Origin of the sequence: Streptomyces sp. NPDC005898 (genome assembly GCF_040629635.1) — a bacterium.
In the GTDB taxonomy this organism is placed as follows: domain Bacteria; phylum Actinomycetota; class Actinomycetes; order Streptomycetales; family Streptomycetaceae; genus Streptomyces.
This window is the reverse complement of record NZ_JBEXWC010000019.1, coordinates 58,999-85,151: the sequence shown is the minus strand read 5'-3', so window position 1 is coordinate 85,151 and position 26,153 is coordinate 58,999. Positions and strand designations below refer to the sequence as shown.

Sequence of the window (26,153 nt, the reverse complement as noted above, 5' to 3'; positions counted from 1 at the left end):
TTGAGACTCCGCCTCGGGGCTCTGCCCCGGACCCCGCTCCTCAAACGCCGGAGGGGCTGGATTTGGGCCCGGGACTGCTCAGCCGAGTCGTACCGGCAGGGCATACAGGTCGTTCTGGGTCACCACCGGCTTGTGGTGGAGGTCCGTGGGCGGGACCGCCAGGGTCAGGTGAGGGAAGCGGGCGTAGAGCGCCGGGAGGGCCACGCCCGCCTCCAGGCGGGAGAGCGCCGCGCCGGGGCACACGTGCGGGCCGTGGCCGAAGGAGATGTGGCGGGTGGGGGACGTGCGGGTGATGTCGAAGGCGGCGGCCGTCGGGCCGTGGGCCTGCTCGTCGCGGCCTATCGCGCCGTAGGAGACGATCAGGGCGTCGCCCTTCGGGATCACCTTGTCCCCGACCGGGACGTCCTGCGCGGCGAAGCGGATCAGGACGTGCGAGGTCGGCGTGGAGTGGCGCAGCGTCTCCTCGACCACCGCGTCCCAGCCGACCCGGCCGGACAGGACGAGGGCGAGCTGCTCGGGGTGCGCGCAGAGGTTCACGACCGCGTTCACGATGAGGGAGATCGTCGTCTCGTGGCCCGCCGCGACCATCAGCTGGAGCGTGGAGACGATCTCCTGGTCGGTGAGGTGGTCGCCGCCCTCCGAGGCCTGGATCAGCGCGCTCGTCAGGTCGTCGCCCGGCTGCTCCCGGCGGGCCGCCACGACCTTGCCCATCATGGCCGCCAGCTCGCCGAGCGTCGCCACGACCTCCTGCGGCGGCGTCTGCGTGGAGAAGAACTTGTCGAACAGGACCTTGAGGCGGGGGTGGTCGGCCTCGTCGATGCCCATCAGGTCGCTGATGACGTACATGGGCAGGGGGTAGGCGAACTCCGCCTTCAGGTCCACCACGTCGGAACCCGACGCGGACAGCCTGTCAAGCAGGCCGTGCGTCAGCTCGGTGACGCGCTCGCGCATCCGCTCCACGCGGCGCGGCGTCAGCGCCTGCGCGACCAGCGAGCGCATCCGGCGGTGCTCCTCGCCGTCCACCGTCAGCATGGAGCGCCCGGGGTTGGCGAGACCGATCAGCGGCCAGTCGGCGGGGATCTCGCCGCGCCGCCACGCGCCCCACACCTCGATGTCCTTCACCAGCCGCTTGTCGGTGAGCAGTTGGCGGGCCTCGGCGTGGTGCGTGACCGCCCACACCGGCACGCCGCCCGGCAGTTCCACCTCGGCGAGCGGGCCCGCCGCGAGCAGTCGGGCGCTCTCCCCGTCCAGGTCGGTGACGAACGGGTCGAGGGCGATCCTGCCGGGTCTCGCGGTCATCTGAGGTCTCCAAACGCTGAGGTCGGGGTCGGGGTGAAGCGCACCGGCAGGTCGGTCAGACCGCGCAGCCAGGGAGAGGGGCGGCGCGTCAGGTCGCCGGCCGGGACGGCCAGGTCGAGGTCGGGCAGCCGGTCGAGGAGCACCTCGATGCCGGTCCGCGCGATGACCTCCGCGACCTCCTGGGCCGGGAAGGGGCAGCGGTGCTCGCCGTGGCCGAACGCGAAGTGGGCGCTGTTGCCGCCGGTCAGCGCCGAACCGTCGGTGCGCACCAGCGGGTCGCTGTTGGCGGCGCCGAGGCCGAGCAGGAGCAGGTCGCCGGCGCCGATGGGGCGCCCGCCGAGCCGGGTGTCGCGCGAGGCCCAGCGGCCGGCGACGTTCTGCGTCGGGGTGTCCTCCCACAGGACCTCGTTCATCGCCTCGGCGACGCTGTGCCGGCCACCGAAGAGGGACGCGGCGAACCGGTCGTCGGTGAGCATCAGCCGCAGCGAGTTGCCGATCCAGTCGGCCGTCGGCTGGTGACCCGCCGCCATCATCACCATGAGGTCCTGGGCGATCTCCTCGTCGCTGAAGGCGTCCGCCTGCCCGTTCGTATCCGCCTGCCCGTTCGCGTCCGGGTGTCCGCTCACGTCCGGTTGTCCGGTCGCGTCCGGCTGGCCGGTGGCGTTCGGTTGCCCGATGGCGTTCGGTTGCCCGTGGTGGAGCATGTACGAGGCCACGTCCTCGCCCGGCGCCTCGTGCTTGTCGGCGATGAGCCGCACCATCGACGACGCCAGATGCTGCTGGCCCGCCAGTGCCCGCTCCCGGCCGTCGATCATGTCGTTCATGGCCGTGACGAGGGCGGGGCCCTCCTCGTCGGGGAAGCCGTAGACGCGGGCCAGGACGCGCACCGGCAGCAGCATCGCGTACTGGGCGACGAGGTCCGCGGCGCCCTTGCCGCAGAACCGGTCGATCAGCTCGTCCGCGAACGTCTCGGCGTGCGCCTTCAGTTCGCTCGGGTCGACCTCTTCGAGGGCGTGCGCGATCACGGCGGCGCGCCGGGTGTGCCGCTCGCCGACCGTGTAGAGGATGGACGGCTGGCGGTGGCCGATCATCGGCAGCAGCGGCCAGTCGGCGGGGATGTTCGGCCACTGGTTCCACAGCTCGGAGTCGCGGCTGAACAGCACCGGGTCGCCGGTGACCTGGTGCAGCTCGCGGTAGCCGAGCACCAGCCAGGCCGGTATGTCGCCGTCGAGCAGCACGGGCGCCACCGGGCCGTGGTCCCGGCGGATCTCCCGGTACAGCTGGGCGGGTTCGGCGGCGAACCGGGGGCCGGAGAGCGGGACGGGGGAGGGTGCGGCGCCGGTCACGGGGCAGGTCACGGGGCGTTCTCCAGAGGGGCGTTCTGCGGTGCGGCATGCCGCGGCGCGGCATCTCGCTGAGCGGCGTACAGCGTCTTCAGGTGCTCCACGAGCGCGATCAGCACGCTCTTGCTGGAGGTGCGCGAACGCGCGTCGCAGTCCACGAGCGGCACGTGCGGGTCGAGGTCGAGCGCCTCGCGCAGCTGCTCGGTGGTGTGCGCGGGCCCGCCGAAGTCGTTGCGGGCCACGATGAACGGCGTGCCGTGGCGCTCCAGGCGGTCGATGGCGTACCAGGAGTCCGCCAGGCGCCGCGTGTCCACCAGGACGACCGCGCCGAGCGTGCCGGCGAAGAGCCGGTCCCACAGGAACCAGAAGCGCTCCTGGCCGGGGGCGCCGAAGAGGTAGAGGACGTTGTGCGCGTCGAGGGTGATGCGGCCGAAGTCGAAGGCGACCGTGGTGGCCGTCTTGGCGCGCAGCCCCGCCAGGCCGCCCGTCTCGTCGATGCCCCGGCCGGCCTGCGTCATCGTCTCCTCGGTGTTGAGGGGGCGGATCTCGCTGACCGAGCGGACCAGGGTCGTCTTGCCGACGCCGAAACCGCCGACCACGACGATCTTCAGGCCGTTGTCGGCGGTCGCTGCCGGCGCTCTTCGGCCGGTGCCGGCCGGTGTGCGGTCAGAGGTTGCGGAGTCCAACGAGCACCTGCTCCAGGAGTTCGGGGTCGGGAAGGCTGTGGGCGGGGCCCGAGCGGGGGTGGCGGGCGCTGACGCGGCCCGCGTCGAGCAGGTCGGACAGCAGGATGCGGGTGATGCTCACCGGCAGGCCGAGATCGGCGGCGATCTCCACGACCGCCGTCGGCAGGCGGCACATCCGCAGGATCGCGGCGTGCTCCGACTGCATGCCGGGCACCGGGTCGCACTCGGCGACGACGAGCGTCACCAGGTCGAAGGGGGCGTCGGGCGCCGACCGGCTGCGGCCCTGGGTGAGGGTGTACAGCCGGTCGGGGGAGTCGTCCCTGCCGGGGCGGCCCACGCTCATGCGGTGGGCCGGCCGCCGGTGGCGCGGGGCGCCGCGCGCAGATGCTCGCCGAGCTGCTCGACCAGCTCGCTCATGGTGTGCCCGACCAGGCCCGCGTCGGCGTCCTCGGCGGCGATGACCGCGAGGTGCGCGCCCTCGCCGGCCTCGACGATGAAGAGGATGCCGCCGTAGAACTCGGCCATCGCCGAGCGGACCCCGCCGGTGCCGTCGCCGAACTCGGCGGACGCGCCGTGCGACAGGGACTGGATGCCGGCGGCGATCGCGGCGAGCTGGTCGGCCTGGTCGACGGAGAGCTCCGGGGTGCGGCACAGCTTCAGGCCGTCCCGGGAGAGCACGAGGGCGTGGCGGGCGCCGGGGGTGCGCTCCAGGAGGCCCACCAGGAGCCAGGTGAGCTTGTCGTCGGTGGTGGGGGCGGGCGTGGTGCCGGTCGTCATCGGGGGATGTCGCCTTCCGGGTGCTGGGCAGGGGCGGGGGTCTCCGGGCCGCCCGACGGATCGGTGGTGTCCGGGGCGGGGGTACGGACGGCCTGGCGGAAGCTGCTGAAACGGGCCGCGGTGCTCGCGGCGCCGGCGGGGCGCGGCCGGGGGTTCTCCCCGGTGTCACTGTCGAGCCGGCCCCGCTCGGCGGCGGCGAGGGTACGACCACGACGCCGCTTGGGGAGGGGCGCCTCGGACGCGACCACCGCCTCCGGCACCGGATCCTGGGCCGCCGCCGGATCCTTGGCCGCCGTCGGGTCGGCGTCGCCGGGGGCGGCCGGGGCCGCCGGGCGCTGCGCGGGCGCGGTGGCGGGGGACGCATGCGCCGGGGCCGGTGTGGAGGTGCCCGGGGTCGCCGGGAGCTGCGCGGGTGGGGTCGCGGGCGCGGTGGCGGGTGGCACCTGTGCGGGGGCCGGTGCGGGGGTGCCCGGGGTCGCCGGGGTGGTCGGAGGCTGCGCGGGCGCAGCGACAGGGGTCGCCGGGGTCGCCGGGGGGAGTTGCGCGGGCGTGGTGGCGGGGGGACGGGTCGCGTCCGAGGGGCGGGAGAGCAGCTCGTGCGGGATGAGCAGGAGTACGCCCGTGCCGCCGCGCGCCGACGGGCGGAACGACACCGTCAGGCCGTACTTGCGGGCCAGCCTGCCCACCACCGCGAGGCCCAGGCGCGTACCGGTCAGCCCGCCGAGGCCCGTCGCCTCGCCGGACACGGCGCGCTCGGCGCGGCGTTGCTGCACCGGGCCCATCACCAGGCCGCTGTCCTCGACGGAGACGATGACGCCGGCCGCGACGTCCTCGATGTAGACGTGCACCTCTGAGGTGGGCGGCGAGAAGTTCGCCGCGTTGTCCAGGATCTCGGCCAGGGCGTGCATGACGCCCTCGGCAGCGTGGCCGGCGACCGCGACCTCGCTGGCCGAGTGGACGCGCACCCGCTGGTAGCCGCCGATGCGGCCCATCGCGCCGCGCAGGATCGACTCCATGACGATGGGCCGGGCCCAGCGGCGGCCCGAGCGGGCGCCGGTGAGCACCGCCACCGAGTCCGCGATCCGGCCGGCCTGCGCGGTCCTGTGGTCCAGGTGCAGGAGGTCGGTGAGGACGTCCTCGTCGGCGTGCCTGCCCTCCATGTCGCGCAGGTCGGCGAGCATGCCGGTGGCCAGCGCCTGCATGCGGCCCGCCGCGTTGGCGCAGGCGGCGAGCGCGGCGGCGCGCTCGGACTCGGCGGCGCGGGCGCGGCGCGTGAGTTCGGCGCGCACCCGGGTGTTCTCGGCGGTCAGCTCGGACCGCAGGCGGGTGTTCTCGGCGGTGAGTTCCGCCCGGGCCCGGGCGTGCGCGGAGGTCAGTTCCTCCCGTATCCGGGCGTTCTCGGCGGTGAGGTCGGTCACCTCAAGCGCGTGCGCGGCCGTGAGGCGGGCGTGCTCCTGGGTGAACTCGGCCGACCGAAGCGCCTGTTCCCGCTGGAGCCGCGCGCTCTCCTGCCGCTCGGCGGCCAGCCGGCGGCGGGCCAGCGCCTGCCCGCGCAGGGCGTGGAAGGCGATGGTCACGGCGGCGCTGAGCGCGAGCGCCGCGGCGCCGGCACCCCAGGCCAGCGGGGTCCGCGCGGACGCGGGCGCGAGCGTGACGGCCGTGCCGGCGAGCACCGCGGTGACGAGGAGGCAGGCCAGCAGGACGTATACGGAGGGGCGCAGCGGAGGGCGCTCCGTCCCGGGGCGCGCTAGGGGGGTTGGCGCGGTCATCAATCGGGGTCCTCGATCGGAAGCGACACACTCTGCTCGGACGTGCTCGGTCTTGTCCGGGGCACTGCTCAAGTTCTGGCCACTATAGGAGAGTTGATGCATGTAGTGGGAATGTTCCGTTCCGGATCGTGACATATCGGGAGCGGCGGGGCGCCCGCGGCGGCCGGGAGCGGGGGCATCCTGGACCGCATGAGCCCTCACGACGGTGACCTCGGCGGCGACCCCGGCGGCGATTTCGGCGGTGCCGCCCCTGGTGATCCCGCAGGCCTGGAGCGGGAGCTGCGCGCGGCCGTACGCGGCCCCGTGGACCTCTCCGTGACGGCGCGCGCCCTGCACACCATGGACGCCTCCAACTACCGCCGGGTGCCCGCCGCCGTGGTGGCCCCCCACGACGCCGACGACGTGGCGGCGGCGCTCGAGGTGTGCCGGCGGCGCGCGGTGCCGGTCGTGGCACGCGGCGCGGGCACCTCGATCGCCGGGCAGGCCACCGGCGTCGGCGTCGTCCTGGACTTCACCCGGCGGATGAACCGCGTCGTCTCCCTGGACCCCGGGACGCGCACGGCCGTCGTGGAACCGGGCGTCGTCCTGGACGACCTGCGGGCCGCCGCGGCCCCGTACGGCCTGACGTTCGGGCCCGACCCGGCCACGCACAGCCGGTGCACGCTCGGCGGGATGATCGGCAACAACTCCTGCGGGTCGCACTCCGTGGCCTGGGGGACCACCGCCGACAACATCCACGGGCTGACGGTCGTCGGCCCGCACCGCGGCCCCGTCCGCCTCGGCCGGGGCTGGGACGGCGCGCCCGACGCCCTGCGCCCGCTGGTCGAGGCGCACCTGGCCCTGCTGCGCACCGGCTTCCCCGACCTGCCCCGCCGCATCTCCGGCTACGCCCTCGACGCCCTGCTCCCCGAGCACGGCGTGGACCTCGCCCGCGCGTTCTGCGGCTCGGAGGGCACGCTCGGCGTCGTCACCGAAGCGGTCGTACGACTCGTCGAGGCGCCCCGCGCACGGGCGCTCGCCGTCCTCGGGTACGCCGACGAGAGCGCCGCCGCCGAGGCCGCGGCGGGCCTCCTGCCGTACGGGCCGCTCACCGTGGAGGGCATGGCCGCCGACCTCGTGCGCGACCCCGCGCAGCGCGGCGCCCTGCCCAGGGGCGGTGCCTGGCTGTTCGTGGAGACGGGCGGGGCGAGCGCGGCCGAGGCACGCGCGCGTGCGGACCGGGTGGTGCGCGCCGCCGACGTCCTCGACGCCGTGGTCGTCGACGACCCGGCGCGGCAGCGGGCGCTGTGGCGGGTGCGCGAGGACGCCGCCGGGACGGCCACGCGCATGCCGGACGACGGGGGCGAGGCGTGGCCCGGCTGGGAGGACTGCGCGGTGCCACCGGCCCGTCTTGGCGCCTACCTGCGGGACTTCCGGGCGCTGCTCGCCGAACACGGCCTGCGCGGCACCCCGTACGGGCACTTCGGGGACGGCTGCATCCACGTACGCGTCGACTTCGACCTGATCAGTTCCGAGGGCGTGGCGCGGTTCCGCCGCTTCTCCGAGGAGCTGGCGGAGGTCGTCGTGGCGCACGGCGGGTCGCTGTCCGGCGAGCACGGCGACGGGCAGGCCCGCGCGGAGCTGCTGCCGAAGATGTACGGGCCCGAACTCGTCCGCCTCTTCGAGCGCGTGAAGGACGCCTGGGACCCGGCCGGGCTGCTCAACCCGGGCATCCTGGTGCGGCCCGCGCCGCTCGACGCCGGTCTGCGCTTCGCGCCGCTGCCGCGCGAGCCCGTCGACGTCGCCTTCGGCTACCCCCACGACGGCGGCGACTTCACCGCGGCCGTCCGGCGCTGCGTCGGCGTGGCCAAGTGCCGTACGACGACGGTGACCTCGCCGGGTGAGGTCATGTGCCCGTCGTTCCGCGTGACGGGGGAGGAGGCGCACTCGACGCGGGGCCGGGCGCGGCTGCTGCACGAGATGCTGGCGGGCGAGGTGGTGACGGACGGCTGGCGCTCCACCGAGGTCAAGGACGCGCTGGACCTCTGCCTGTCCTGCAAGGGCTGCCGCTCCGACTGCCCGGTCGGCGTCGACATGGCCACGTACAAGGCGGAGTTCCTGCACCACCACTACGCGGGCCGGCGCAGGCCCGCCGCCCACTACGCGATGGGATGGCTGCCGCGCTGGCTGCGCGCCGTCGCCGCCACCCGCACCGCCCCGCTCGTCAACGCCCTCGCGCGCATCGGCCCGTTGGCGGCGCTCGGCAAGCGGCTCGCGGGCATCGCGCCGGAGCGGCCGGTCCCGGTGGTGGCGCGGCGGACGCTGACCCGGTGGTGGCAGGGGCGGTCGGGGGCGGGGACGGCGGAGCCGGGGGCGGTGGGGGCGCGGCATGCGGAGCCGGGGGTGCGGGGGGCGTCGGGGGCGTCGGTGGTGCTGTGGCCCGACACCTTCACCGAGCATCTGTCGCCGTCCGTGGGCCGGGCCGCCGTACACGTCCTGGAGGCGGCCGGGCTCACCGTCACGCTGCCGCCGAGGGGCGTGTGCTGCGGGCTCACGTACGTCTCGACCGGGCAGCTCGATCGCGCTCGGGCGGTGCTGCGCGCCACGCTGGAGCGCATGGCGCCGCTGCTGGAGGCGGGCGCGCCGGTCGTCGTCCTGGAGCCGAGCTGCGCGGCGGCGCTCCGGACGGACCTCGTGGAACTGCTGGGCTACGACCCGCGCGCCCGGCGGCTCGCCGCGTCGGTGCGGACCTTCGCGCAGGCCCTGGAGGAGCTGGCCCCGCGCTGGCACCCGCCGCGCGTCGGCCGTCCGGCGGTCGGTCAGACGCACTGCCACCAGCACGCGGTCCTCGGCGACGCGGCGGAGCGGCGGCTGCGGGCGAAGGCCGGCCTGGAGGGCGAGCTGAGCGGCGGCTGCTGCGGGCTCGCGGGGAACTTCGGTTTCGAGCGCGGCCATCACGAGGTGTCGGCGGCCTGCGCCGAGGAGCAGCTGCTGCCCTCGGTGCGCCGGGCACCGGGCGACGCGGTGGTGCTGGCCGACGGGTTCTCGTGCCGTACGCAGCTGGAGCAGCTGGGCGGGGTACGGGGGCGGCATCTGGCGGAGGTGCTCGCGGAGGCGCTTCGACCCACCCGTTGAGCACGGGCCACGCTTATGCGTGCCGTGCATAACCGGCGCCCGATCGGCATTTCCCGCCGCCCGCGCGCGGTCGTACCGTCGACGTGTGGGCGCGGGCGGCGAGCCCGGCGACAGCCAGCGAAAACCGTTCCGCCCCTCCGGTCCGAGTCCATTACAGTGGACGATAGAGTCCAACGTGATGGACTCCATCATGGGTGGCGGCAACGGCAGGAAGGCTCAGGCGTGAATGTCTCGCGCAGTGATGAAGCGGCACCGGCGGCGGCCTCCGTACTGGTCCAGCAGCCGGAAGTCGCCGGCGCGGCGACGACCGCCGAGGCCTCCGGGGCCTCCGGGGCCTCCGGGGCCTCTGGGGCTCCCGGGGCTCCCGGGGCTCCCGGGGTCTCCGGGGCTCCCGGGGCCACCGGTACTCCCGCGGCGCCTCAGGGCGGCCTGCGCGCCAGGTTCGGCCCCATCGGGCTCGTCCTCGCCGGCTGCGTCTCCGTGCAGTTCGGCGGCGCGGTCGCCGTCAGCGTGATGCCCCGCGCCGGGGCGCTCGGCATCGTGACGCTGCGCCTGGTGTTCGCCGCGCTCGTGCTGCTCGCCGTGTGCCGCCCCAAGCTGCGCGGGCACGCGCGCGCCGACTGGGGCACGGTCGTCGCCTTCGGCGTGGCCATGGCGGGGATGAACGGCCTCTTCTACCAGTCCGTCGCCCGCATCCCCATGGGGCCCGCCGTCACCCTCGAAGTGCTCGGGCCGCTCGTGCTCTCCGTCGTCGCCTCGCGCCGCGCGGTCAACCTCGTCTGGGCCGGGCTCGCGCTCTGCGGCGTCTTCCTGCTCGGCGGCGGCGGGGGCTTCGGCGGCCTCGACCCGGCCGGTATCGCCTACGCGCTCGGCGCCGGCGCCATGTGGGCCGCGTACATCGTCTTCAGCGCGCGCACCGGGCGCCGCTTCCCGCAGGCCGACGGGCTCGCGCTCGCGATGGTGGTCGCGGCGGTGCTGTTCCTGCCGCTCGGGATCGCCGAGTCCGGGGCGAAGCTGATCGAGCCGGGCACGCTGGCGCTCGGCGCGGTCGTCGCCGTGCTGTCGTCCGTGCTGCCGTACACCTTCGAGCTGGTCGCGCTGCGACGCCTCCCCGCGCACACCTTCGCGGTCCTGATGAGCCTGGAACCGGCGCTGGCCTCCCTCGCCGGTTTCCTCGTCCTGAGCCAGGCCCTCTCCCTGACGGAGGCGCTCGCGGTGGCCCTGGTCATCGCGGCCAGCATGGGCGCGGTGCGCACGCAGGTGGGCCGACGCAAGACGCCGGAGCGCGGCTGAGCGGTCGGCACGCGTCCCGACCTCCCGGCGGACCCGGCTGCGCGCGCCGGCCTTCGTCGCGGGGGTGGACGCGTGCCGGTGTCCCTGACGTCCGGGGCTTTCCCGGCGGCCGGGGCGCCCGCGCTCGCCGTAGTGGCGCCGGCGCCTCCAAAATTCATGCAAGCACGCTTGCTTGTTTCTTGCCGCGCTGCCATGCTCCCAGGCACCTCCCCACGCTCTCCGCTCCGGGCGAGCGAGCAGGGGAGACCCCGTTGGTGCCCCGAGGGGAGCGTTCCGTGTTCGATGCCCTGTCCGTGCTCGACGACCTGCGCCGTGAGAGCGAGGAACTCGACCGGCTCGTCGCCGAGCTGGGCGAGGACCGCTGGGCCCTCGCCACCCCCGCGCCCGGCTGGACGGTCGCCCATCAGATCGCGCACCTGGCCTGGACCGACCGGGCCGCCCTGCTCGCCGCCACCGACCCCGGCGCCTTCGCCGCCGAGGTCGACAAGGCGGCCGCGGCGCCCGACTCGTTCGTGGACGAGGGCGCCGAGCAGGGGGCGGCGCTGGCACCCGCCGAGCTGCTCGCGCGCTGGCGTGCCGGGCGCGACGAGCTGGCCCGGGTCCTCGCCGAAGCTCCCCCGGGGGCCCGGCTGCCCTGGTACGGGCCGCCGATGGCGGTGCCGTCCATGGCGAGCGCGCGGCTCATGGAGACCTGGGCGCACGGCCAGGACGTGGCGGACGCGCTCGGCGTGCGGCGGACACCGACCGGGCGGCTGCGGCACGTGGCGCGGATCGGCGTACGGGCGCGGGACTTCGCGTTCGCCGTACGGGGGGAGAGCGCGCCCCGCGAGGAGTTCCGGGTGGAGCTGACCGCGCCGGTGACCGGCGAGCCGTGGGCGTACGGCCCCGAGGGCGCCGCCCAGCGCGTGACCGGGCCCGCGCTCGACTTCTGCCTGCTCGTGACGCGCCGCGCGCACCGCGCCGACCTGTCCCTGCGCGCCGAGGGCGCCGACGCCGACCGCTGGCTGGACATCGCCCAGGCCTTCGCGGGCCCTCCGGGCGCGGGTCGCGCACCCCGGGCGCCAGGAGACACGCCGAGGGCAGACGGGGCGCAGGGAGGCGGGGCGCGGGCAGCCGCGTCCCAGGCACACGTCGCCTCGGGAGACCGCACCCCGGGAGCCGGCGCATGAAGCGGTCGCCCCTGCGCGTCGGGAACGCCTCCGGGTTCTACGGTGACCGCTTCGACGCCCTGCGGGAGATGCTGACCGGCGGGCACCTCGACGTGCTGACCGGTGACTACCTCGCCGAGCTGACCATGCTGATCCTCGGCCGCGACCGCCTGAAGGACCCCGCGCGCGGGTACGCCAAGACGTTCCTGCGGCAGCTGGAGGAGTGCCTGGGCACCGCCCACGAGCGGGGCGTGAAGATCGTCGTCAACGCGGGCGGGCTGAACCCGGCGGGCCTCGCCGGCGCCGTGCGGGACCTGGCCGCGCGGCTCGGGGTGCCCACGCGGGTCGCGCACGTCGAGGGCGACGACCTCGGCGCCCGCTTTCCCGGCGCGCTCACCGCCCACGCCTACCTCGGCGGCGCCGGCATCGCGGCCTGCCTGCGAGGCGGCGCCGACGTCGTCGTCACGGGGCGGGTGACCGACGCCGCCCTGGTCACCGGGCCCGCCGCCGCCCACTTCGGCTGGGCGCCCACCGCCTACGACCGGCTCGCGGGGGCGGTCGTCGCCGGGCACGTCCTGGAGTGCGGGACGCAGGCCACCGGCGGCAACTACGCCTTCTTCGCCGCGCACGACCCGGCGGCCCTGCGCCGCCCCGGCTTCCCGCTCGCCGAGATCCACGAGGACGGTTCCGCCGTCATCACCAAGCACGACGGCACCGGCGGCCTCGTCGACGTCGGCACCGTCACCGCGCAGCTCCTGTACGAGACCCAGGGCGCCCGGTACGCGGGCCCGGACGTCACCGCCCGCCTGGACACCGTCACGCTCACCCAGGAGGGCCCCGACCGGGTACGCGTCGACGGCGTGCGCGGCGAGGCCCCGCCGCCCACCCTGAAGGTCGGTCTCACCCGGCTCGGCGGCCACCGCAACGAGGTCGTCTTCGTCCTCACCGGCCTCGACATCGAGGCCAAGGCCGCGCTCGTGCGCGCCCAACTGGAGGACGCCCTGCACCGCGCCGGGTCCCGCCCCGCCGAGCTGCGCTGGGAGCTGGCCCGCACCGACCACGCGGACGCGGCCACCGAGGAGACGGCGTCCGCCCTGCTGCGCCTCGTCGTGCGCGACCCCGACGCCGACGCGGTGGGCCGCGCCCTCGGCGGCGCCGCGGTCGAACTCGCCCTCGGCAGCTACCCCGGCTTCCACGTGACCGCGCCCCCCGGCAAGGGCGACCCGTACGGGATCTTCGAGGCCGCGTACGTGGACCGCTCCGACGTCCCGCACACGGCCGTGCTGCCCGACGGCGAGCGGCGTCCGGTGGAGCCGGGCGGCCACGACACCCTCGTACTCCAGGACGTGCCGCCGCCGCCCCTGCCCGCACCCCTGCCACCGGGCCCCACCCGCCGCGCCCCGCTCGGGCTCGTCGCCGGGGCCCGCAGCGGCGACAAGGGAGGGGACGCCAACATCGGCGTGTGGGTGCGCTCCTACGACGCCTGGCGCTGGCTCGCCCACGAGCTGACGGTGGACCGCCTGCGGCAGCTGCTGCCGGAGTGCGCCGACCTGACCGTCGTACGCCACGACCTGCCCAACCTGCGCGCCCTGAACTTCGTCGTCGGGGGCCTGCTCGGCGCGGGCGTGGCCGCGCGGGCCCGCTTCGACCCGCAGGCCAAGGGCCTCGGCGAGTGGCTGCGCGCCCGCCACCTGGACCTACCGGAGGTACTCCTGTGACCGTCCTCGCCTCCGCGCTCGACCCCGCGAGCGCCGAGTACGCCGAGCACCGCGCGGCCATGCTGGAGAAGCTGGCCGCACTCGACGCCGAGCAGGCCAAGGCCCTGGAGGGCGGCGGCGAGAAGTACGTCCAACGGCACCGGGCACGCGGCAAGTTGCTCGCCCGCGAACGTGTCGAACTGCTCCTCGATCCTGACACGCCGTTCCTGGAGCTGTCGCCGCTGGCCGCCTGGGGCACCGACCATCCCGTCGGCGCCTCCATGGTCACCGGCATCGGTGTCGTCGAGGGCGTCGAGTGCCTGATCACCGCCAACGACCCGACGGTCCGGGGCGGCGCCTCCAACCCCTGGACGTTGAAGAAGGCCTTCCGGGCCCACGAGATCGCCTACGCGAACCGGCTGCCGTCGATCCACCTCGTGGAGTCCGGGGGCGCCGACCTGCCCTCCCAGAAGGAGATCTTCATCCCGGGCGGCGCCCTCTTCAAGCACCTCACGCAGTCCTCGGCGGCCGGCATCCCGACGATCGCCGTCGTCTTCGGGAACTCCACGGCCGGCGGCGCGTACGTCCCCGGCATGAGCGACCACGTGATCATGGTCAAGGAGCGGGCGAAGGTCTTCCTCGGCGGACCGCCGCTGGTGAAGATGGCGACCGGCGAGGAGAGCGACGACGAGTCGCTCGGCGGCGCCGAGATGCACGCCCGCACCTCGGGCCTCGCCGACCACCTCGCCGAGGACGAGCGGGACGCGCTGCGCCGGGCCCGCAGGGTCGTCGCGCGCCTCAACTGGCGCAAGGCGCACGCTGATCCGGGCCCGGCCGAGTCACCCGAGTATGACGAGGACGAACTCCTCGGCATCGTCCCCGGCGACCTGAAGAACCCCTTCGACCCGCGCGAGGTCATCGCCCGCATCGTCGACGGCTCCGACTTCGACGAGTTCAAGCCGCTCTACGGCATCAGCCTCACCACTGGCTGGGCCACCCTGCACGGCTACCCCCTCGGCATCCTCGCCAACGCGCGGGGCGTGCTGTTCAGCGAGGAGTCCCAGAAGGCCGCCCAGTTCATCCAACTGGCCAACCAGCGCGACATCCCGTTGCTCTTCCTGCACAACACCACCGGCTACATGGTCGGCAAGGAGTACGAGCAGGGCGGCATCATCAAGCACGGCGCGATGATGATCAACGCGGTCAGCAACTCGCGTGTCCCGCACCTGTCCGTCCTCATGGGCGCCTCCTACGGCGCCGGGCACTACGGCATGTGCGGGCGCGCCTACGACCCCCGCTTCCTTTTCGCCTGGCCGAGCGCCAAGTCGGCCGTCATGGGCCCGCAGCAGCTCGCCGGGGTCCTGTCGATCGTCGCCCGCGCGTCGGCCGCCGCGAAGGGGCAGCCGTACGACGACGAGGCCGACGCCGGTCTGCGGGCCATGGTGGAGCAGCAGATCGAGGCCGAGTCCCTGCCCATGTTCCTGTCCGGACGGCTCTACGACGACGGGGTCATCGACCCGCGCGACACCCGCACCGTCCTCGGCCTGTGCCTGTCGGCGATCCACACGGCCCCCTACGAAGGCGCGCGCGGCGGCTTCGGTGTCTTCCGGATGTGAGGCAGTGACGATGATCGAGTCAGTCCTGGTGGCCAACCGCGGCGAGATCGCCTGCCGCGTCTTCCGCACCTGCCGCGACCTCGGCATCGCCACGGTCGCCGTGTACTCCGACGCCGACGCGGACGCCCTGCACGTACGGGAGGCCGACACGGCCGTACGGCTGCCCGGCGCGGCGCCCGCCGAGACGTATCTGCGCGGCGACCTCGTCGTACGGGCCGCGCGGGCGGCGGGCGCCGACGCCGTCCACCCCGGCTACGGCTTCCTCTCCGAGAACGCCGGCTTCGCCCGCGCGGTCCTGGCCGCGGGCCTGGTCTGGATCGGCCCGCCGCCCGAGGCCATCGAGGCGATGGCGTCCAAGACGCGCGCCAAGGAGCTGATGGGCGTCGCACCGCTCGGCGACCCCACCGAGGCCGACCTGCCCCTCCTGGTGAAGGCGGCGGCCGGGGGCGGCGGACGCGGCATGCGCGTCGTCCGCGACCTCGCCGACCTGGCGGGGGAGTTGGCGGCGGCGCGCGCGGAGGCGGCCGGCGCCTTCGGGGACGGCGAGGTGTTCGTGGAGCCGTTCGTCGAAGGCGGCCGGCACGTCGAGGTGCAGGTCATGGCCGACGCGCACGGCACGGTGTGGACGCTCGGCACCCGCGACTGCACCCTCCAGCGCCGGCACCAGAAGGTCATCGAGGAGTCCCCTGCGCCGGGCCTCGCACCGGACCTGGTCGCGGAGCTGCACACGCAGGCGGTGCGGGCCGCGCGCGTGACCGCGTACCGGGGGGCGGGCACCGTCGAGTTCCTCGTCGCGGACGGCCGCGCGCACTTCCTGGAGATGAACACCCGTCTCCAGGTCGAACACCCCGTCACGGAGGCCGTGTTCGGCCTCGACCTGGTCGCGCTCCAGATCCGCGTCGCCGAGGGCCACGCCCTGGAGGCGGAGCCGCCGCCCGCGCGCGGGCACGCCGTCGAGGCCCGCCTGTACGCCGAGGACCCGGCGGCCGGCTGGGCCCCGCAGACCGGCACCCTGCACCGCCTGGACGTCCCCGGCGTCCGCCTGGACACCGGCTACACGGACGGCGACACGATCGGCGTCCACTACGACGCGATGCTCGCCAAGGCCGTCGCGCACGCGCCCACCCGCGCCGAGGCCCTGCGCAGACTGGCCGGCGCCCTGGAGCGGGCCGTCGTCCACGGCCCCGTCACCAACCGCGACCTGCTCGTACGCTCCCTGCGGCACCCGGAGTTCACCGGCGCCCGCATGGACACCGGTTTCTACGACCGGCACGCCGCGCAGCTGACCGGCGCCGCGCCCGACCCCCTGGCCCCGCTCGCCGCCGCCCTCGCCGACGCGCACGGCCGCTCCCGGTTCGGCGGCTGGCGCAACCTCCCCTCCCAGCCCCACCGCAAGCGCTACCGCACCGAACCCGACGGCACCGAGCACGACGTCCGCTACGACCACACCCGGCACGGCCCGACCGCCGAGGGAGTGCGGGTCCTGACCGTGACGCCGACCCGCGTCGAGCTGGAGGCCGACGGCGTACGGAGGAAGTTCACCGTCACCCGGTACGGCGAGCGCGTGCACGTCACCACGGCGCACGGGGACACCGCCCTGACCGCGCTGCCCCTGCTCCCCGAGCCCACCGCCCACCGCGCGCCCGGCTCGCTGCTCGCCCCGATGCCGGGGACCGTCGTGCGCGTCGCCGAAGGGCTCGCCGAGGGCGCGGCGGTCACGGCCGGGCAGCCCCTCGTCTGGCTGGAGGCGATGAAGATGGAGCACCGCGTCTGCGCTCCCGCCTCCGGCACGCTCACCGCGCTGCACGCCGCGCCCGGCCGCCAGGTCGAGGTCGGCCAGCTGCTCGCCGTCGTCCAGGCCGCAGAACCGGAGGAGTCCGCATGAGCACCGCACGCAGCACCGCTGGAAGCACCGTACGCAGCACCGTTCTGGAGACCGAGGAGCACCGGGCGCTGCGCGCCGCCGTCGCCGCCCTCGGCAAGCGCTACGGACGGGAGTACATGACCCGTGTCGTGGCGGGCGGGGGCCACCCCGACGAGCTGTGGGCGGACGCCGCCGGACTCGGCTACCTCGGGGTGAACCTGCCCGAGGAGTACGGCGGGGGAGGCGGCGGCATCAGCGAACTGTCCCTCGTGCTCGAAGAGCTGGGCGCGGCCGGCTGCCCGCTGCTGATGCTGGTCGTCTCGCCCGCGATCTGCGGCACCGTCATCGCCCGCTTCGGCACCGACGCGCAGAAGCGCACCTGGCTGCCCGGCCTCGCCGACGGCTCCCGCACCATGGCCTTCGGCATCACCGAGCCGGACGCGGGCTCCAACTCCCACCGCATCACCACCACGGCCCGCCGCGACCCCGACACCGGAGACTGGCTGCTGAGCGGCCGCAAGGTGTTCATCTCCGGCGTCGACATCGCCGACGCCACCCTCGTCGTCGGCCGGACGCACGACGCCCGCACCGGCAGCCTCAAGCCGTGCCTGTTCATCGTCCCGCGCGACACCCCCGGTTTCGAGCGGCGGCAGATCGCCATGGAGCTCCAGGCGGCCGAGAAGCAGTTCGAGCTGGTCCTGGACGACGTACGGCTGCCCGCCGACGCGCTTGTCGGCGACCAGGACGCGGGCCTCCTCCAGCTCTTCGCGGGCCTCAACCCCGAGCGGATCATGACGGCCGCCTTCTCGCTCGGCATGGCCCGCTTCGCCCTGGACCGCGCCGTCGGATACGCGAGGGAGCGCACCGTCTGGAAGACGCCCATCGGCGCCCACCAGGCCATCGCGCACCCCCTCGCCCAGTCCCACATCGAGATCGAACTGGCCCGCCTGATGACGCAGAAGGCCGCGAGGCTCTACGACGACGGCGACGACATGGCGGCGGGCGAGGCCGCCAACATGGCCAAGCTGGCCGCCGCCGACGCCTGCGTGAAGGCCGTCGACCAGGCCGTCCACACCCTCGGCGGCAACGGCCTGACCAAGGAGTTCGGGCTCGCCTCGCTCATCGTCGCCTCCCGGGTGGCGCGGATCGCCCCGGTCAGCAGGGAGATGATCCTCAACTACGTCTCCCACCAGACCCTCGGCCTGCCCAAGTCCTACTGAGGAGGAGCCCCGCCCATGAGCCTCGTCGTCTCCTCCCCTCAGCGCGGGATCGTCACCGTCCGCCTGGACTTCCCCGAGCGCCGCAACGCCCTCTCGGCGGACCTGCTGGGCGCGCTCGCCGAGGCGCTCCACGACCTCGGCGGGGACCCCGCCGTACGGGCGGTCGTCCTCACCCACACGGGGACGACGTTCTGCGCCGGCGCCGACCTGCGCGAGCCACCGGACCCCCGGGACTTCGTGCGGCTGCTGCGGCAGATCGTGGAGCTGCCCAAACCGGTGCTCGCGCGGGTGGACGGCCATGTGCGGGCGGGCGGGCTCGGGCTGCTCGGCGCGTGCGACCTCGCGGTGGCCGGGCCCGGCGCGTCGTTCGCGCTCACGGAGGTCCGCCTCGGGGTGGCGCCCGCCGTGATCTCCCTGACCCTGCTGCCCCGTCTCGACCCGGGCGCCGCCGCCCGCTACCACCTCACCGGGGAGCGCTTCGAGGCGGCGGAGGCGGCGCGGATCGGCCTGGTCACGGCGTACGCCGCCGATGTGGACGCGGGTCTCGCACCGATGCTCGACGGGCTGCGCAAGGCGGCGCCGGGCGCCCTGGCCGAGACGAAGAAGCTGCTCACGGCTAGGGTGCTGGACGCATTCGACGAGCATTCGGACGCCCTGGTCGCCCTGTCCGCGCGGCTCTTCGGTTCCACCGAGGCGCGGGAGGGCATGGGGGCGTTCCTCGAACGACGGGAGCCCCCATGGGCGCTGTGACCACCGCCGACCGGGCGCCCAAGCAGGACCGCAGCCGCGCGACGCGGCAAAAACTGCTTGAGGCCGCCGTGTCGTGCCTCGCCGAGCACGGCTGGGCGGGCTCGACGGTCTCGGTGGTCGCCGAGCGGGCCGGGGTCTCGCGGGGCGCCGCCCAGCACCACTTCCCGACCCGCGAGGACCTCTTCACGGCGGCCGTGGAGTACGTCGCCGAGCAGCGCTCCACGGCCCTGCGCTCCCTGCCCGCGCAGGACCGCGGCCCGGTGGTCGCCGCCCTGGTGGACCTCTACACCGGTCCGCTCTTCCGGGCGGCGCTCCACCTGTGGGTCGCCGCGTCCCACGAACCGCAGCTGGGCCCCCGGGTGACGGAGCTGGAGGCCCGCGTCGGCCGCGAGACACACCGCATCGCGGTGGAGCTCCTCGACGCCGACGAGTCCGTGCCCGGCGTCCGCGAGACCATCCAGGGCCTGCTGGACATGGCCCGGGGCCTCGGCCTCGCGAACCTCCTCACGGACGACGGAGCACGCAGGGAACGGGTCGTCGCCCAGTGGACGGCACTGGTGGAGGGGACGCTCGGCTGACAGATTCAGCCCCTCCGGCGTTTGAGGAGCGGGGTCCGGGGCGGAGCCCCGAGGCGGTAGCCCCGAGGCCCCCCGAGACGGTGCCCCCCCGGGCTCAGCGGGAGATGTCCCCGTACCCCTCGATCTCCTGGGGCCCACGCGACCCGGGCCCCACATACCGCGCGGAGGGCCGCACCAACCGCCCCGTCCGCTTCTGCTCAAGAATGTGCGCCGACCACCCGGCGGTCCTCGCACAGGTGAACATCGACGTGAACATGTGCGCCGGCACCTCCGCGAAGTCCAGGACGATCGCCGCCCAGAACTCCACGTTCGTGGCGAGGACCCGGTCGGGCCGCCGCGCGTGCAGCTCGTCCAGGGCCGCCTTCTCCAGCGCCTCGGCGACCTCGAAGCGCGGCGCCCCCAGCTCGCGGGCGGTACGGCGCAGCACCCGCGCCCGCGGGTCCTCGGCGCGGTACACGCGGTGCCCGAAGCCCATCAGCCGCTCGCCCTTGTCCAGCGCCTGCTTGACGTACGCCACCGCGTCGCCCGTGCGCTCGATCTCCTCGATCATGCCGAGGACCCGGGAGGGCGCCCCGCCGTGCAGCGGACCGGACATCGCGCCCACCGCCCCGCTCAGTGCCGCCGCCACGTCCGCGCCGGTGGAGGCGATGACGCGCGCGGTGAACGTGGAGGCGTTCATGCCGTGCTCGGCGGCCGAGGTCCAGTACGCGTCGACGGCCTGGACGTGCTTGGGGTCGGGCTCCCCGCGCCAGCGCTTCATGAACCGCTCGACGACGGTCCCGGCCTTGTCGATCTCCCGCTGGGGGACCATCGGCAGGCCCTGGCCGCGGGCGGACTGGGCGACGTAGGACAGGGCCATGACGGCGGCGCGCGCCAGGTCCTCGCGGGCCCGCTCCTCGCTGATGTCGAGCAGCGGCCGCAGGCCCCACACCGGGGCGAGCATCGCGAGCGCGGACTGGACGTCGACGCGGATGTCCCCGGAGTGCACCGGGATCGGGAAGGGCTCGGCGGGCGGCAGACCGGGGTTGAACGCGCCGTCCACGAGCAGGCCCCACACGTTCCCGAAGGAGACGTGGCCGACCAGGTCCTCGATGTCGACGCCGCGGTAGCGCAGCGCGCCGCCTTCCTTGTCCGGTTCGGCGATCTCCGTCTCGAACGCGACGACTCCTTCAAGACCGGGTACGAAGTCGGACATCAGGCGGCTCCTCGTGATGGTTCGACAGGATGGTGTGCGAGATGGGTTGGCGACCAGCTCATGACCATGCGTCAAAATCGGGCGAAAAACGATCCGGTTCCGCGGTCGATCTCACGTTTGTGCGGCGCGTTCGCCGACTCGCGGTCCGAAGCGGTCACCCCGGTGATGCCCCGTGGGGCTGGTGGTCACCCAACCGATTCGGCAGCAGGACGATATCCCCTGGTGTCACCTTTGGCGATGGAACGCGGCACTCAGTGCCACAGGTCACCTCTCCGGGGCGCGGGACACCCCGCCGGGCGCCCGCCCCGATACGGCAAGATGACCGGGTGACCGACTCCAGTGCCTCCTTCCCCGAACCTCTCCCCGAGCCGGCCGGCATGCGTGAGCAGTACGTCACCGAGGGGCTCGTCGAGGCCGACCTGCCCGCCGACCCCATGGCGCAGTTCGCGCGCTGGTTCAAGGAGGCGGCGCGCGCCAAGGACGTCCTGCCCGAGCCGAACGCCATGATCGTCTCGACGGTGGACGCCGAGGGCAGGCCCAGCTCCCGCACGGTGCTCCTGAAGGGCTTCGACGAGCGCGGCTTCGTCTTCTTCACCAACTACGACTCCCGCAAGGCCCGGGAACTGGCCGGCAACGCCCACGTCTCGCTGCTCTTCCCCTGGCACCCCGTGGCCCGCCAGGTCATCGTCTCCGGCACCGCCGCGCGGGTCGGGCGCGAGGAGACCGTCGCCTACTTCCGCACCCGGCCGCACGGCTCCCAGCTCGGCGCCTGGGCCAGCGCGCAGTCCTCCGTGCTCGCCTCCCGGGACGAACTGGACCGCGCGTACGCCGACTTGGCCGCCCGCTATCCGGTGGGTGAACAGGTCCCCGTGCCCCCGAACTGGGGCGGCTTCCGGGTGACCCCGCGGGCGGTGGAGTTCTGGCAGGGCCGCAGGAACCGCCTGCACGACCGCCTGCGCTACGTCCGGACGCCGGACGACAAGGGCGGCAAGGACTGGCACCTGGAACGCCTGAGCCCGTGACCGGGCCGCCCCTTCGAGACGAGCCTCGGCCGGAAGGGACAGCCCGTCCGGCGTTTGAGGACGAGTGGGCCGAAGGCCACGACAGACCCCGCGCACACCCCGGCCCACCGACCTACCCGGCCAGGACCCTGTCCAGGAACGGCTCGACGGCCGCCCGCCACGCACTGGGCTGGTCGTAGTGGACAAGGTGCCCCGCGTCGGCCACCTCGGCGTACTCCCCGCGGGGCAGCACGCGGACCATCTCCTGGGACTCGGCCCGCCCCAGCTCGCCGTCCAGGCCGCGCACGACGAGCGCGGGGCAGCGGACCTGCATCAGCTCCTCCCAGTGCGCGTCGTGCACCCACGGTTCGCGGGACCTGAGCATCTGGGCGGGGTCGAACACCGGCCGCCAGCCGTCCGGGCCCTCGGCCATCACCTCGGCGAAGAACTCGCCGCGCGAGGGGTTGGGGCGCTCCACCCACGGGTCGTCCTCGCCGAACCACTTGCGGACGTCGGCGAGCGTCGCGAACGGCACCGGCCAGGACGTGAACCACTGCTCCCACTCGCGCTGCGAGGCCGCGCCGAGCGCCGAGGCCCGCATGTCGCAGATGACAAGGCCCCGCACCAGGTCCGGGCGGCGCGCGGCCAGCTGCCAGGCGGTGAGCGCCCCCATGGAGTGGCCGATCAGAACGGCGGGCGCGAGGCCGAGCTGCTCCAGGGCGGCCTCGGCGTCGGCCACGTAGGCCTCGCGGGTGTAGGGGCCCTCGGGCCGCTTCTCGCTGCGGCCGTGGCCGCGCTGGTCGAGGGCGACCGCGCGGTGCCGCTCGGAGAGCCAGCGGGCGGTGTCCGCCCAGTGCGAGGCCCGGCCCATCAGGCCGTGCAGCAGCAGCACCCCGCCCGGCGTCCCCTCGGCCTCTCCCGCCTTGGGAGGATCGGCGAACTCCCAGGCGGCGAGGTGTACGCCCTCCGCGCCCGTCACGTCGATGCGCCGCACCATGATTCCTGGCACCCCCCTTGACTCCGCTCGGGATCCACGCCTGGCCTTGCCCCACACCCCCGCACGCTATCGAACTCCCTTTCGAGAACGGGCGGATCGCGGGTAACACCCCTCGTTCGGGTGACCACGCTCAAGGATTGACGGGCGCGGCCGAGGGGAGATCTTCATCGGGAGGCGGGCCGCTCGGGGAAACCGGTCCGCGGGAACTGACCCCGAGAGCTCGGGGCTCCGGGTCAGTGCAGGGGAGGACAGGTCCCGGCGCCCTCGGGCGCCGGGACCCTCACCTCCGGACTCACCGGACGGGCACATCCTCCCGCCCCCTCTCCGGCCGTGCGGCCAGGCCCGGCGCCGACACGGTCAAGAGCCTTCAGGTCATATGCCTCTCGCGACAGCCTCGCACGCGAAACGCTCGCGCGCTGCGATTCCGCACACTGGATCTTGGACTCCGCGACATCTCGCGAGGATCGCGGCGGCTTGTCAACTACCCCTCTGACAACGGAAGTTGTCCTCAGCGCTTGGCGACGAAGACATGCGAGGCGATCTCCGCGGACAGCTCCGCGGCCTCGCCGCTGCTGCCCACGAGCACGCCGCCCGCCGACTGCGTCACGCTCACCACGGAGCCCGGCTGCACGCCGGCCCGCCGCAGCGTGTACATCAGCTGGGCGTCCGTCTGGATCGGCTCGCCGATGCGGCGCACGACGACCGTCTTGCCCTCGGTGCCCGGGTCGAGCTCCGTCAGGGAGACCATGCCCTCGTCCAGGAACGGGTCCGCGCCGTCCTTCTCGCCCAGCTCCTCGAGGCCCGGGATCGGGTTGCCGTACGGCGACTCGGTGGGGTGGCGCAGCAGCTCCAGGACGCGGCGCTCCACGGCCTCGCTCATCACGTGCTCCCAGCGGCAGGCCTCGGCGTGCACCTGCTCCCACTCCAGCCCGATCACGTCGACCAGCAGGCACTCCGCCAGGCGGTGCTTGCGCATCACGCGGGTGGCCAGCCGGCGGCCCTCCTCGGTCAGCTCCAGGTGGCGGTCGCTGGCGACCGCCACCAGGCCGTCGCGCTCCATGCGCGCCACGGTCTGGCTCACCGTCGGTCCGCTCTGGTCCAGCCGCTCGGCGATCCGGGCGCGCATGGGGACCACACCTTCCTCCTCCAGTTCGAGGATGGTGCGCAAATACATCTCAGTGGTGTCAATCAGCCCCGACATGGGTGCCCCTCAGAATTCGCTCGTGCGCTGGCCCTGCCCTCAATTCTGACGCATACCACCGACAACCGTGCCGCGCCGTGGGAAAACCCGCCCCCGGGCGTCCGAAGACAGTGTTGACAGGGCGCAGGTCCAGACCGCAACGTGAGGCGAATGAGCTCCAAGAGCGAGAGCAAACCGGCCGGTCAGTACTTCGACGCCGCCATCGATCTGCTCCGACGGGTCCGCGACGAGGAGGCCGGGAACATCGCGGCCGCGGGCACGCTGCTGGCCGACGCGGCCGCCTCCGACGGGCGGCTTTTCGCCTTCGGCGCCGGACACTCCTCGCTCGCCGCGCAGGACGTCGTCTACCGCGCGGGCGGCCTCGCGCTGATGAACCTCCTCGCCGTGCCCGGCGTGGTCGGCGTCGACGTGATGCCCGCGACCCTGGGCTCCGCCCTGGAGCGCGTCGACGGCCTCGCGGCCGCCGTCCTCGACTCCTCGCCCGCCCGCCCCGGCGACGTCCTGGTGATCATCTCGCTCTCCGGGCGCAATCCGCTGCCGGTGGAAATGGCGATGAACGCCCGCGCGCTCGGCCTGAAGGTCGTCGGCGTGACCTCGCTCGCCTACGCCACCGCGACCAGGTCGCGGCACACCTCCGGGACGTTCCTGAAGGACCACTGCGACGTGGTGGTCGACTCCAAGATCGCCGTGGGGGACGCGGAACTGTCCCTCGACGGGGTCGACGCGCCGTTCGGCCCCGCCTCCAGCGTGGTGACGAACGCGCTCATGCAGGCGATGGTCGCCGCCGCGGTGGCGGAACTGGCCGAGCGCGGCATCCAGCCCCCGCTGCTCCGCTCCGGCAACGTGGACGGCGGCCACGACTGGAACGGCCGCGTCTTCCAGGAATACGGCAACCGAATCTTCTACCGCTTCTGAAAGCACCCGACGCTGCTTGAGGCGCCCGGGGGGGCCGTCAGTGTTCGAGGCCCCCGGCCAGGTCCAGCGCTGTCGCGACCCGTGCCGCGACGCTCTCCGCGTACATCGCGTCCGTCCGCTCGAACTGGCCGCGCCCCGGCCCCCGCAGGAACGTCACGACGCCCAGCGTCCGGCCCCGGCTGCGCAGCACCGCGCACAGGGCGTGCACCGTGTCCGTGGGCCACTGCCGGGCGCCCGCCCACTCCCGGGCCCGCTCGGGGGCCGCCGCGCCCGCGCTCGCCCGCACCGAGCCGGCCCGCTCCACGCACTGCGGAGCCGGATGGCCCTCGGGATAGCGGACCGGTATCCCCGCCATGGCCACCGGCAGACACGGCCCCGGCGCCCCGGCGGGCGTCGCGGCGACCCGCACCAGGCGCACCGGGTCCTCCCCGGCCACGAGGTCCACCAGGGCGTGGTCGGCGAACCCGGCGAGCGCGAAGTCCAGCTGGACGGTGGCCGCCTCCATCGGGTCCTCGCACTCGGCGGCGGCCCGCGCCGCACGGTGCGACTGCTGGGTGCGGAAGCGCAGCTGCGAGGCCTCCTGCTCCGTCAGCTTCGCCTCGGTCACGTCCTGGAAGAGCCACCCGACACCGAGCGGAACCGGTTCTTCCGTGAGCGGTGAGGCGAGCCGCAGGAAGCCGCTGCGCCAGCACCGCCGCTCGAAGCCGTCCTCCTGCCCCTCGCCCGCCCGCACCGACACCCACAGCTCGGCGGGGGCGGGCGGCGCGCCCTCGGCGAGCACATGGGCCAGCGCGCTCTCCAGCTCCTCCACGCCCTGCCCGAGCAGATCGGCCAGCGGCCTGCCGAGGACCGCCGTACGCCCGAGGCCCAGCGCGCGGGCGGCGTGTTCGTTGACCACCGCGGGGCGCAGGTCGGCGTCGACGAGGACCACGCCCCACGAGGCGTCCTCGAAGAGCGCCTCGCTCAGGGCGATGGACCGCTCCAGGTCGATCTGCGCGTGGACCTCGCTGAAGGCGCAGTACACCCCGGCGGGCTTGCCGTCCCCGCCGCGCACCGACGCGCACTGCATCCGTACCAGGACGCGCCCGCCGCCCTTGGTCACCAGGGCGAACTCGTGCACCTGGCGCCCCGGCGCGTCCATCGCGGACAGCAGCCGCCCCTCGACGTCCCCGGCGTCGGCGGCCCGCACGGCCCACCCGGACAGCCCCCGCCGCCCGACGGCCTCCGCCGCCGACCAGCCGAGGACCCGCTCCGCCTCGCGGTTCCAGTGCGTCACCACGCCGTCGGCGTCGAACGCGCACAGCGCCGCGTCCATCCCGTCCAGCAGCGCCGCGAGCAGCTCGGCGCCGCCCTGCTCGGGCTCGTCGGGGCCCAGTTCGTCAGTAGTCCCGCTCTGCCGCGAAGCACTCACCCCGAACCCCCCTGCCGCCGTGTCCTCAGATCATTCAACTCGAACGTGACGCACCCCACAGCCGGTTCCCGGAACTCGCGGGAAAAGTGCTGCCCGGAAATTCGGTTGTGCGGTGCGGGGAGCGGTTCCTAGGGTGGCACGTACACGAGAAGGGAGGTGGTTCGGCAGATGTATCGAAACCGGACGCGTGAGGTGACTGCGGGCTAGCGGCCCGTCGTCGCGCATCGAATTCGGCGCCGGACCGGCACGTGTGAAGCGCGTGCAGCCGGCCCTATTTCC

Annotated in this window: 21 protein-coding genes; 11 read left to right on the top strand and 10 right to left on the bottom strand. The window is 74.4% G+C overall.

Going from position 1 to position 26,153, the window contains the following annotated elements; all coding sequences use genetic code 11:
- Positions 1-78: 78 nt before the first annotated feature.
- Genes ABZ385_RS23920 through ABZ385_RS23895 form a run of 6 tightly spaced genes read right to left on the bottom strand, consistent with a single transcriptional unit; the run spans position 79 to position 5,874 of the window.
- Positions 79-1,299 (bottom strand): cytochrome P450, encoded by a 1,221-nt coding sequence (locus tag ABZ385_RS23920; RefSeq protein ID WP_358913061.1) that lies wholly within the window; start codon positions 1,297-1,299, stop codon positions 79-81.
- Complete coding sequence (locus tag ABZ385_RS23915) at positions 1,296-2,657, bottom strand: cytochrome P450 (protein ID WP_358913059.1); 1,362 nt, start codon at positions 2,655-2,657, stop codon at positions 1,296-1,298. Before ABZ385_RS23915 ends, ABZ385_RS23920 begins: the two co-directional genes overlap by 4 nt.
- On the bottom strand, positions 2,654-3,328 hold the full coding sequence (locus ABZ385_RS23910; RefSeq protein WP_358585841.1) for an ATP/GTP-binding protein: 675 nt from the start codon (positions 3,326-3,328) through the stop codon (positions 2,654-2,656). Before ABZ385_RS23910 ends, ABZ385_RS23915 begins: the two co-directional genes overlap by 4 nt.
- A complete protein-coding gene (locus tag ABZ385_RS23905) occupies positions 3,309-3,665 on the bottom strand; it encodes a DUF742 domain-containing protein (protein WP_358585849.1) in 357 nt (118 codons plus the stop codon). The genes ABZ385_RS23910 and ABZ385_RS23905 overlap by 20 nt, the downstream gene beginning before the upstream one ends.
- 2 nt (positions 3,666-3,667) lie before the next feature.
- A complete protein-coding gene (locus ABZ385_RS23900; protein ID WP_358913057.1) occupies positions 3,668-4,105 on the bottom strand; it encodes a roadblock/LC7 domain-containing protein in 438 nt (145 codons plus the stop codon).
- Positions 4,102-5,874, bottom strand: coding sequence for an ATP-binding protein (locus tag ABZ385_RS23895; RefSeq protein WP_358913055.1), 1,773 nt, complete (start codon positions 5,872-5,874; stop codon positions 4,102-4,104). The genes ABZ385_RS23900 and ABZ385_RS23895 overlap by 4 nt, the downstream gene beginning before the upstream one ends.
- 339 nt (positions 5,875-6,213) lie before the next feature.
- Between ABZ385_RS23895 and ABZ385_RS23890 the strand changes: the two genes are divergently transcribed.
- From ABZ385_RS23890 to ABZ385_RS23850, 9 genes are all read left to right on the top strand, one after another.
- The gene (locus ABZ385_RS23890) at positions 6,214-8,988 is read left to right on the top strand and encodes an FAD-binding and (Fe-S)-binding domain-containing protein (RefSeq protein ID WP_358913100.1); all 2,775 of its coding nucleotides are present in this window, start codon (positions 6,214-6,216) and stop codon (positions 8,986-8,988) included.
- 222 nt (positions 8,989-9,210) lie between these two features.
- The gene (locus tag ABZ385_RS23885; protein ID WP_358913053.1) at positions 9,211-10,281 is read left to right on the top strand and encodes an EamA family transporter; all 1,071 of its coding nucleotides are present in this window, start codon (positions 9,211-9,213) and stop codon (positions 10,279-10,281) included.
- A 275-nt stretch (positions 10,282-10,556) separates the two neighbouring features.
- Positions 10,557-11,450: a TIGR03084 family metal-binding protein gene (locus tag ABZ385_RS23880; protein ID WP_358913052.1), complete on the top strand. Its 894-nt coding sequence runs from the start codon at positions 10,557-10,559 to the stop codon at positions 11,448-11,450.
- Complete coding sequence (locus ABZ385_RS23875) at positions 11,447-13,147, top strand: acyclic terpene utilization AtuA family protein (RefSeq protein ID WP_358913050.1); 1,701 nt, start codon at positions 11,447-11,449, stop codon at positions 13,145-13,147. The genes ABZ385_RS23880 and ABZ385_RS23875 overlap by 4 nt, the downstream gene beginning before the upstream one ends.
- Positions 13,144-14,742: a carboxyl transferase domain-containing protein gene (locus ABZ385_RS23870; RefSeq protein ID WP_358913048.1), complete on the top strand. Its 1,599-nt coding sequence runs from the start codon at positions 13,144-13,146 to the stop codon at positions 14,740-14,742. Before ABZ385_RS23875 ends, ABZ385_RS23870 begins: the two co-directional genes overlap by 4 nt.
- Positions 14,743-14,752: 10 nt before the next feature.
- Positions 14,753-16,627, top strand: a complete 1,875-nt coding sequence (locus ABZ385_RS23865) for a biotin carboxylase N-terminal domain-containing protein (RefSeq protein ID WP_358588676.1) — start codon at positions 14,753-14,755, stop codon at positions 16,625-16,627.
- The gene (locus ABZ385_RS23860) at positions 16,624-17,826 is read left to right on the top strand and encodes an acyl-CoA dehydrogenase family protein (RefSeq protein ID WP_358913046.1); all 1,203 of its coding nucleotides are present in this window, start codon (positions 16,624-16,626) and stop codon (positions 17,824-17,826) included. Before ABZ385_RS23865 ends, ABZ385_RS23860 begins: the two co-directional genes overlap by 4 nt.
- Positions 17,827-17,841: 15 nt before the next feature.
- Positions 17,842-18,576 carry an enoyl-CoA hydratase family protein gene (locus tag ABZ385_RS23855; RefSeq protein ID WP_358913044.1) on the top strand — a complete coding sequence of 245 codons (735 nt, stop codon included), beginning with the start codon at positions 17,842-17,844 and terminating at the stop codon, positions 18,574-18,576.
- Positions 18,564-19,154 (top strand): TetR/AcrR family transcriptional regulator, encoded by a 591-nt coding sequence (locus ABZ385_RS23850; RefSeq protein WP_358588682.1) that lies wholly within the window; start codon positions 18,564-18,566, stop codon positions 19,152-19,154. The genes ABZ385_RS23855 and ABZ385_RS23850 overlap by 13 nt, the downstream gene beginning before the upstream one ends.
- A gap of 94 nt (positions 19,155-19,248) precedes the next feature.
- On the opposite strand, the gene ABZ385_RS23845 is transcribed toward ABZ385_RS23850, so the two are convergent.
- Positions 19,249-20,349, bottom strand: a complete 1,101-nt coding sequence (locus ABZ385_RS23845; RefSeq protein WP_358588685.1) for a citrate synthase 2 — start codon at positions 20,347-20,349, stop codon at positions 19,249-19,251.
- Positions 20,350-20,675: 326 nt separating this feature from the next.
- On the opposite strand from ABZ385_RS23845, the gene pdxH reads away from it, so the two are divergent.
- A complete protein-coding gene (gene pdxH / locus ABZ385_RS23840) occupies positions 20,676-21,371 on the top strand; it encodes a pyridoxamine 5'-phosphate oxidase (RefSeq protein WP_358913042.1) in 696 nt (231 codons plus the stop codon).
- Between the two features lie 112 nt (positions 21,372-21,483).
- Here pdxH and ABZ385_RS23835 read toward each other — a convergent pair whose 3' ends face one another.
- Together ABZ385_RS23835 and ABZ385_RS23830 are read right to left on the bottom strand one after the other, a co-directional pair.
- Positions 21,484-22,347: an alpha/beta hydrolase gene (locus ABZ385_RS23835; protein WP_358913098.1), complete on the bottom strand. Its 864-nt coding sequence runs from the start codon at positions 22,345-22,347 to the stop codon at positions 21,484-21,486.
- 508 nt (positions 22,348-22,855) lie between these two features.
- On the bottom strand, positions 22,856-23,548 hold the full coding sequence (locus tag ABZ385_RS23830) for a metal-dependent transcriptional regulator (RefSeq protein WP_358588687.1): 693 nt from the start codon (positions 23,546-23,548) through the stop codon (positions 22,856-22,858).
- Between the two features lie 150 nt (positions 23,549-23,698).
- On the opposite strand from ABZ385_RS23830, the gene ABZ385_RS23825 reads away from it, so the two are divergent.
- Positions 23,699-24,463 (top strand): SIS domain-containing protein, encoded by a 765-nt coding sequence (locus tag ABZ385_RS23825; RefSeq protein ID WP_358697905.1) that lies wholly within the window; start codon positions 23,699-23,701, stop codon positions 24,461-24,463.
- Between the two features lie 37 nt (positions 24,464-24,500).
- Here the strand turns inward: ABZ385_RS23825 and ABZ385_RS23820 are convergent, their stop codons facing one another.
- A complete protein-coding gene (locus ABZ385_RS23820) occupies positions 24,501-25,874 on the bottom strand; it encodes a PAS domain-containing protein (RefSeq protein WP_358697904.1) in 1,374 nt (457 codons plus the stop codon).
- Positions 25,875-26,153: the final 279 nt, after the last annotated feature.

Coding starts and splice junctions, on each gene's coding strand:
- ABZ385_RS23920 (WP_358913061.1), bottom strand. CDS start 1,299: ATGACCGCGAGACCCGGCAGGATCGCCCTCGACCCGTTCGTCACCGAC.
- ABZ385_RS23900 (WP_358913057.1), bottom strand. CDS start 4,105: ATGACGACCGGCACCACGCCCGCCCCCACCACCGACGACAAGCTCACC.
- ABZ385_RS23895 (WP_358913055.1), bottom strand. CDS start 5,874: ATGACCGCGCCAACCCCCCTAGCGCGCCCCGGGACGGAGCGCCCTCCG.
- ABZ385_RS23890 (WP_358913100.1), top strand. CDS start 6,214: ATGGACGCCTCCAACTACCGCCGGGTGCCCGCCGCCGTGGTGGCCCCC.
- ABZ385_RS23875 (WP_358913050.1), top strand. CDS start 11,447: ATGAAGCGGTCGCCCCTGCGCGTCGGGAACGCCTCCGGGTTCTACGGT.
- ABZ385_RS23865 (WP_358588676.1), top strand. CDS start 14,753: ATGATCGAGTCAGTCCTGGTGGCCAACCGCGGCGAGATCGCCTGCCGC.
- ABZ385_RS23860 (WP_358913046.1), top strand. CDS start 16,624: ATGAGCACCGCACGCAGCACCGCTGGAAGCACCGTACGCAGCACCGTT.
- ABZ385_RS23855 (WP_358913044.1), top strand. CDS start 17,842: ATGAGCCTCGTCGTCTCCTCCCCTCAGCGCGGGATCGTCACCGTCCGC.
- ABZ385_RS23850 (WP_358588682.1), top strand. CDS start 18,564: ATGGGCGCTGTGACCACCGCCGACCGGGCGCCCAAGCAGGACCGCAGC.
- ABZ385_RS23845 (WP_358588685.1), bottom strand. CDS start 20,349: ATGTCCGACTTCGTACCCGGTCTTGAAGGAGTCGTCGCGTTCGAGACG.
- ABZ385_RS23835 (WP_358913098.1), bottom strand. CDS start 22,347: ATGGTGCGGCGCATCGACGTGACGGGCGCGGAGGGCGTACACCTCGCC.
- ABZ385_RS23830 (WP_358588687.1), bottom strand. CDS start 23,548: ATGTCGGGGCTGATTGACACCACTGAGATGTATTTGCGCACCATCCTC.
- ABZ385_RS23825 (WP_358697905.1), top strand. CDS start 23,699: ATGAGCTCCAAGAGCGAGAGCAAACCGGCCGGTCAGTACTTCGACGCC.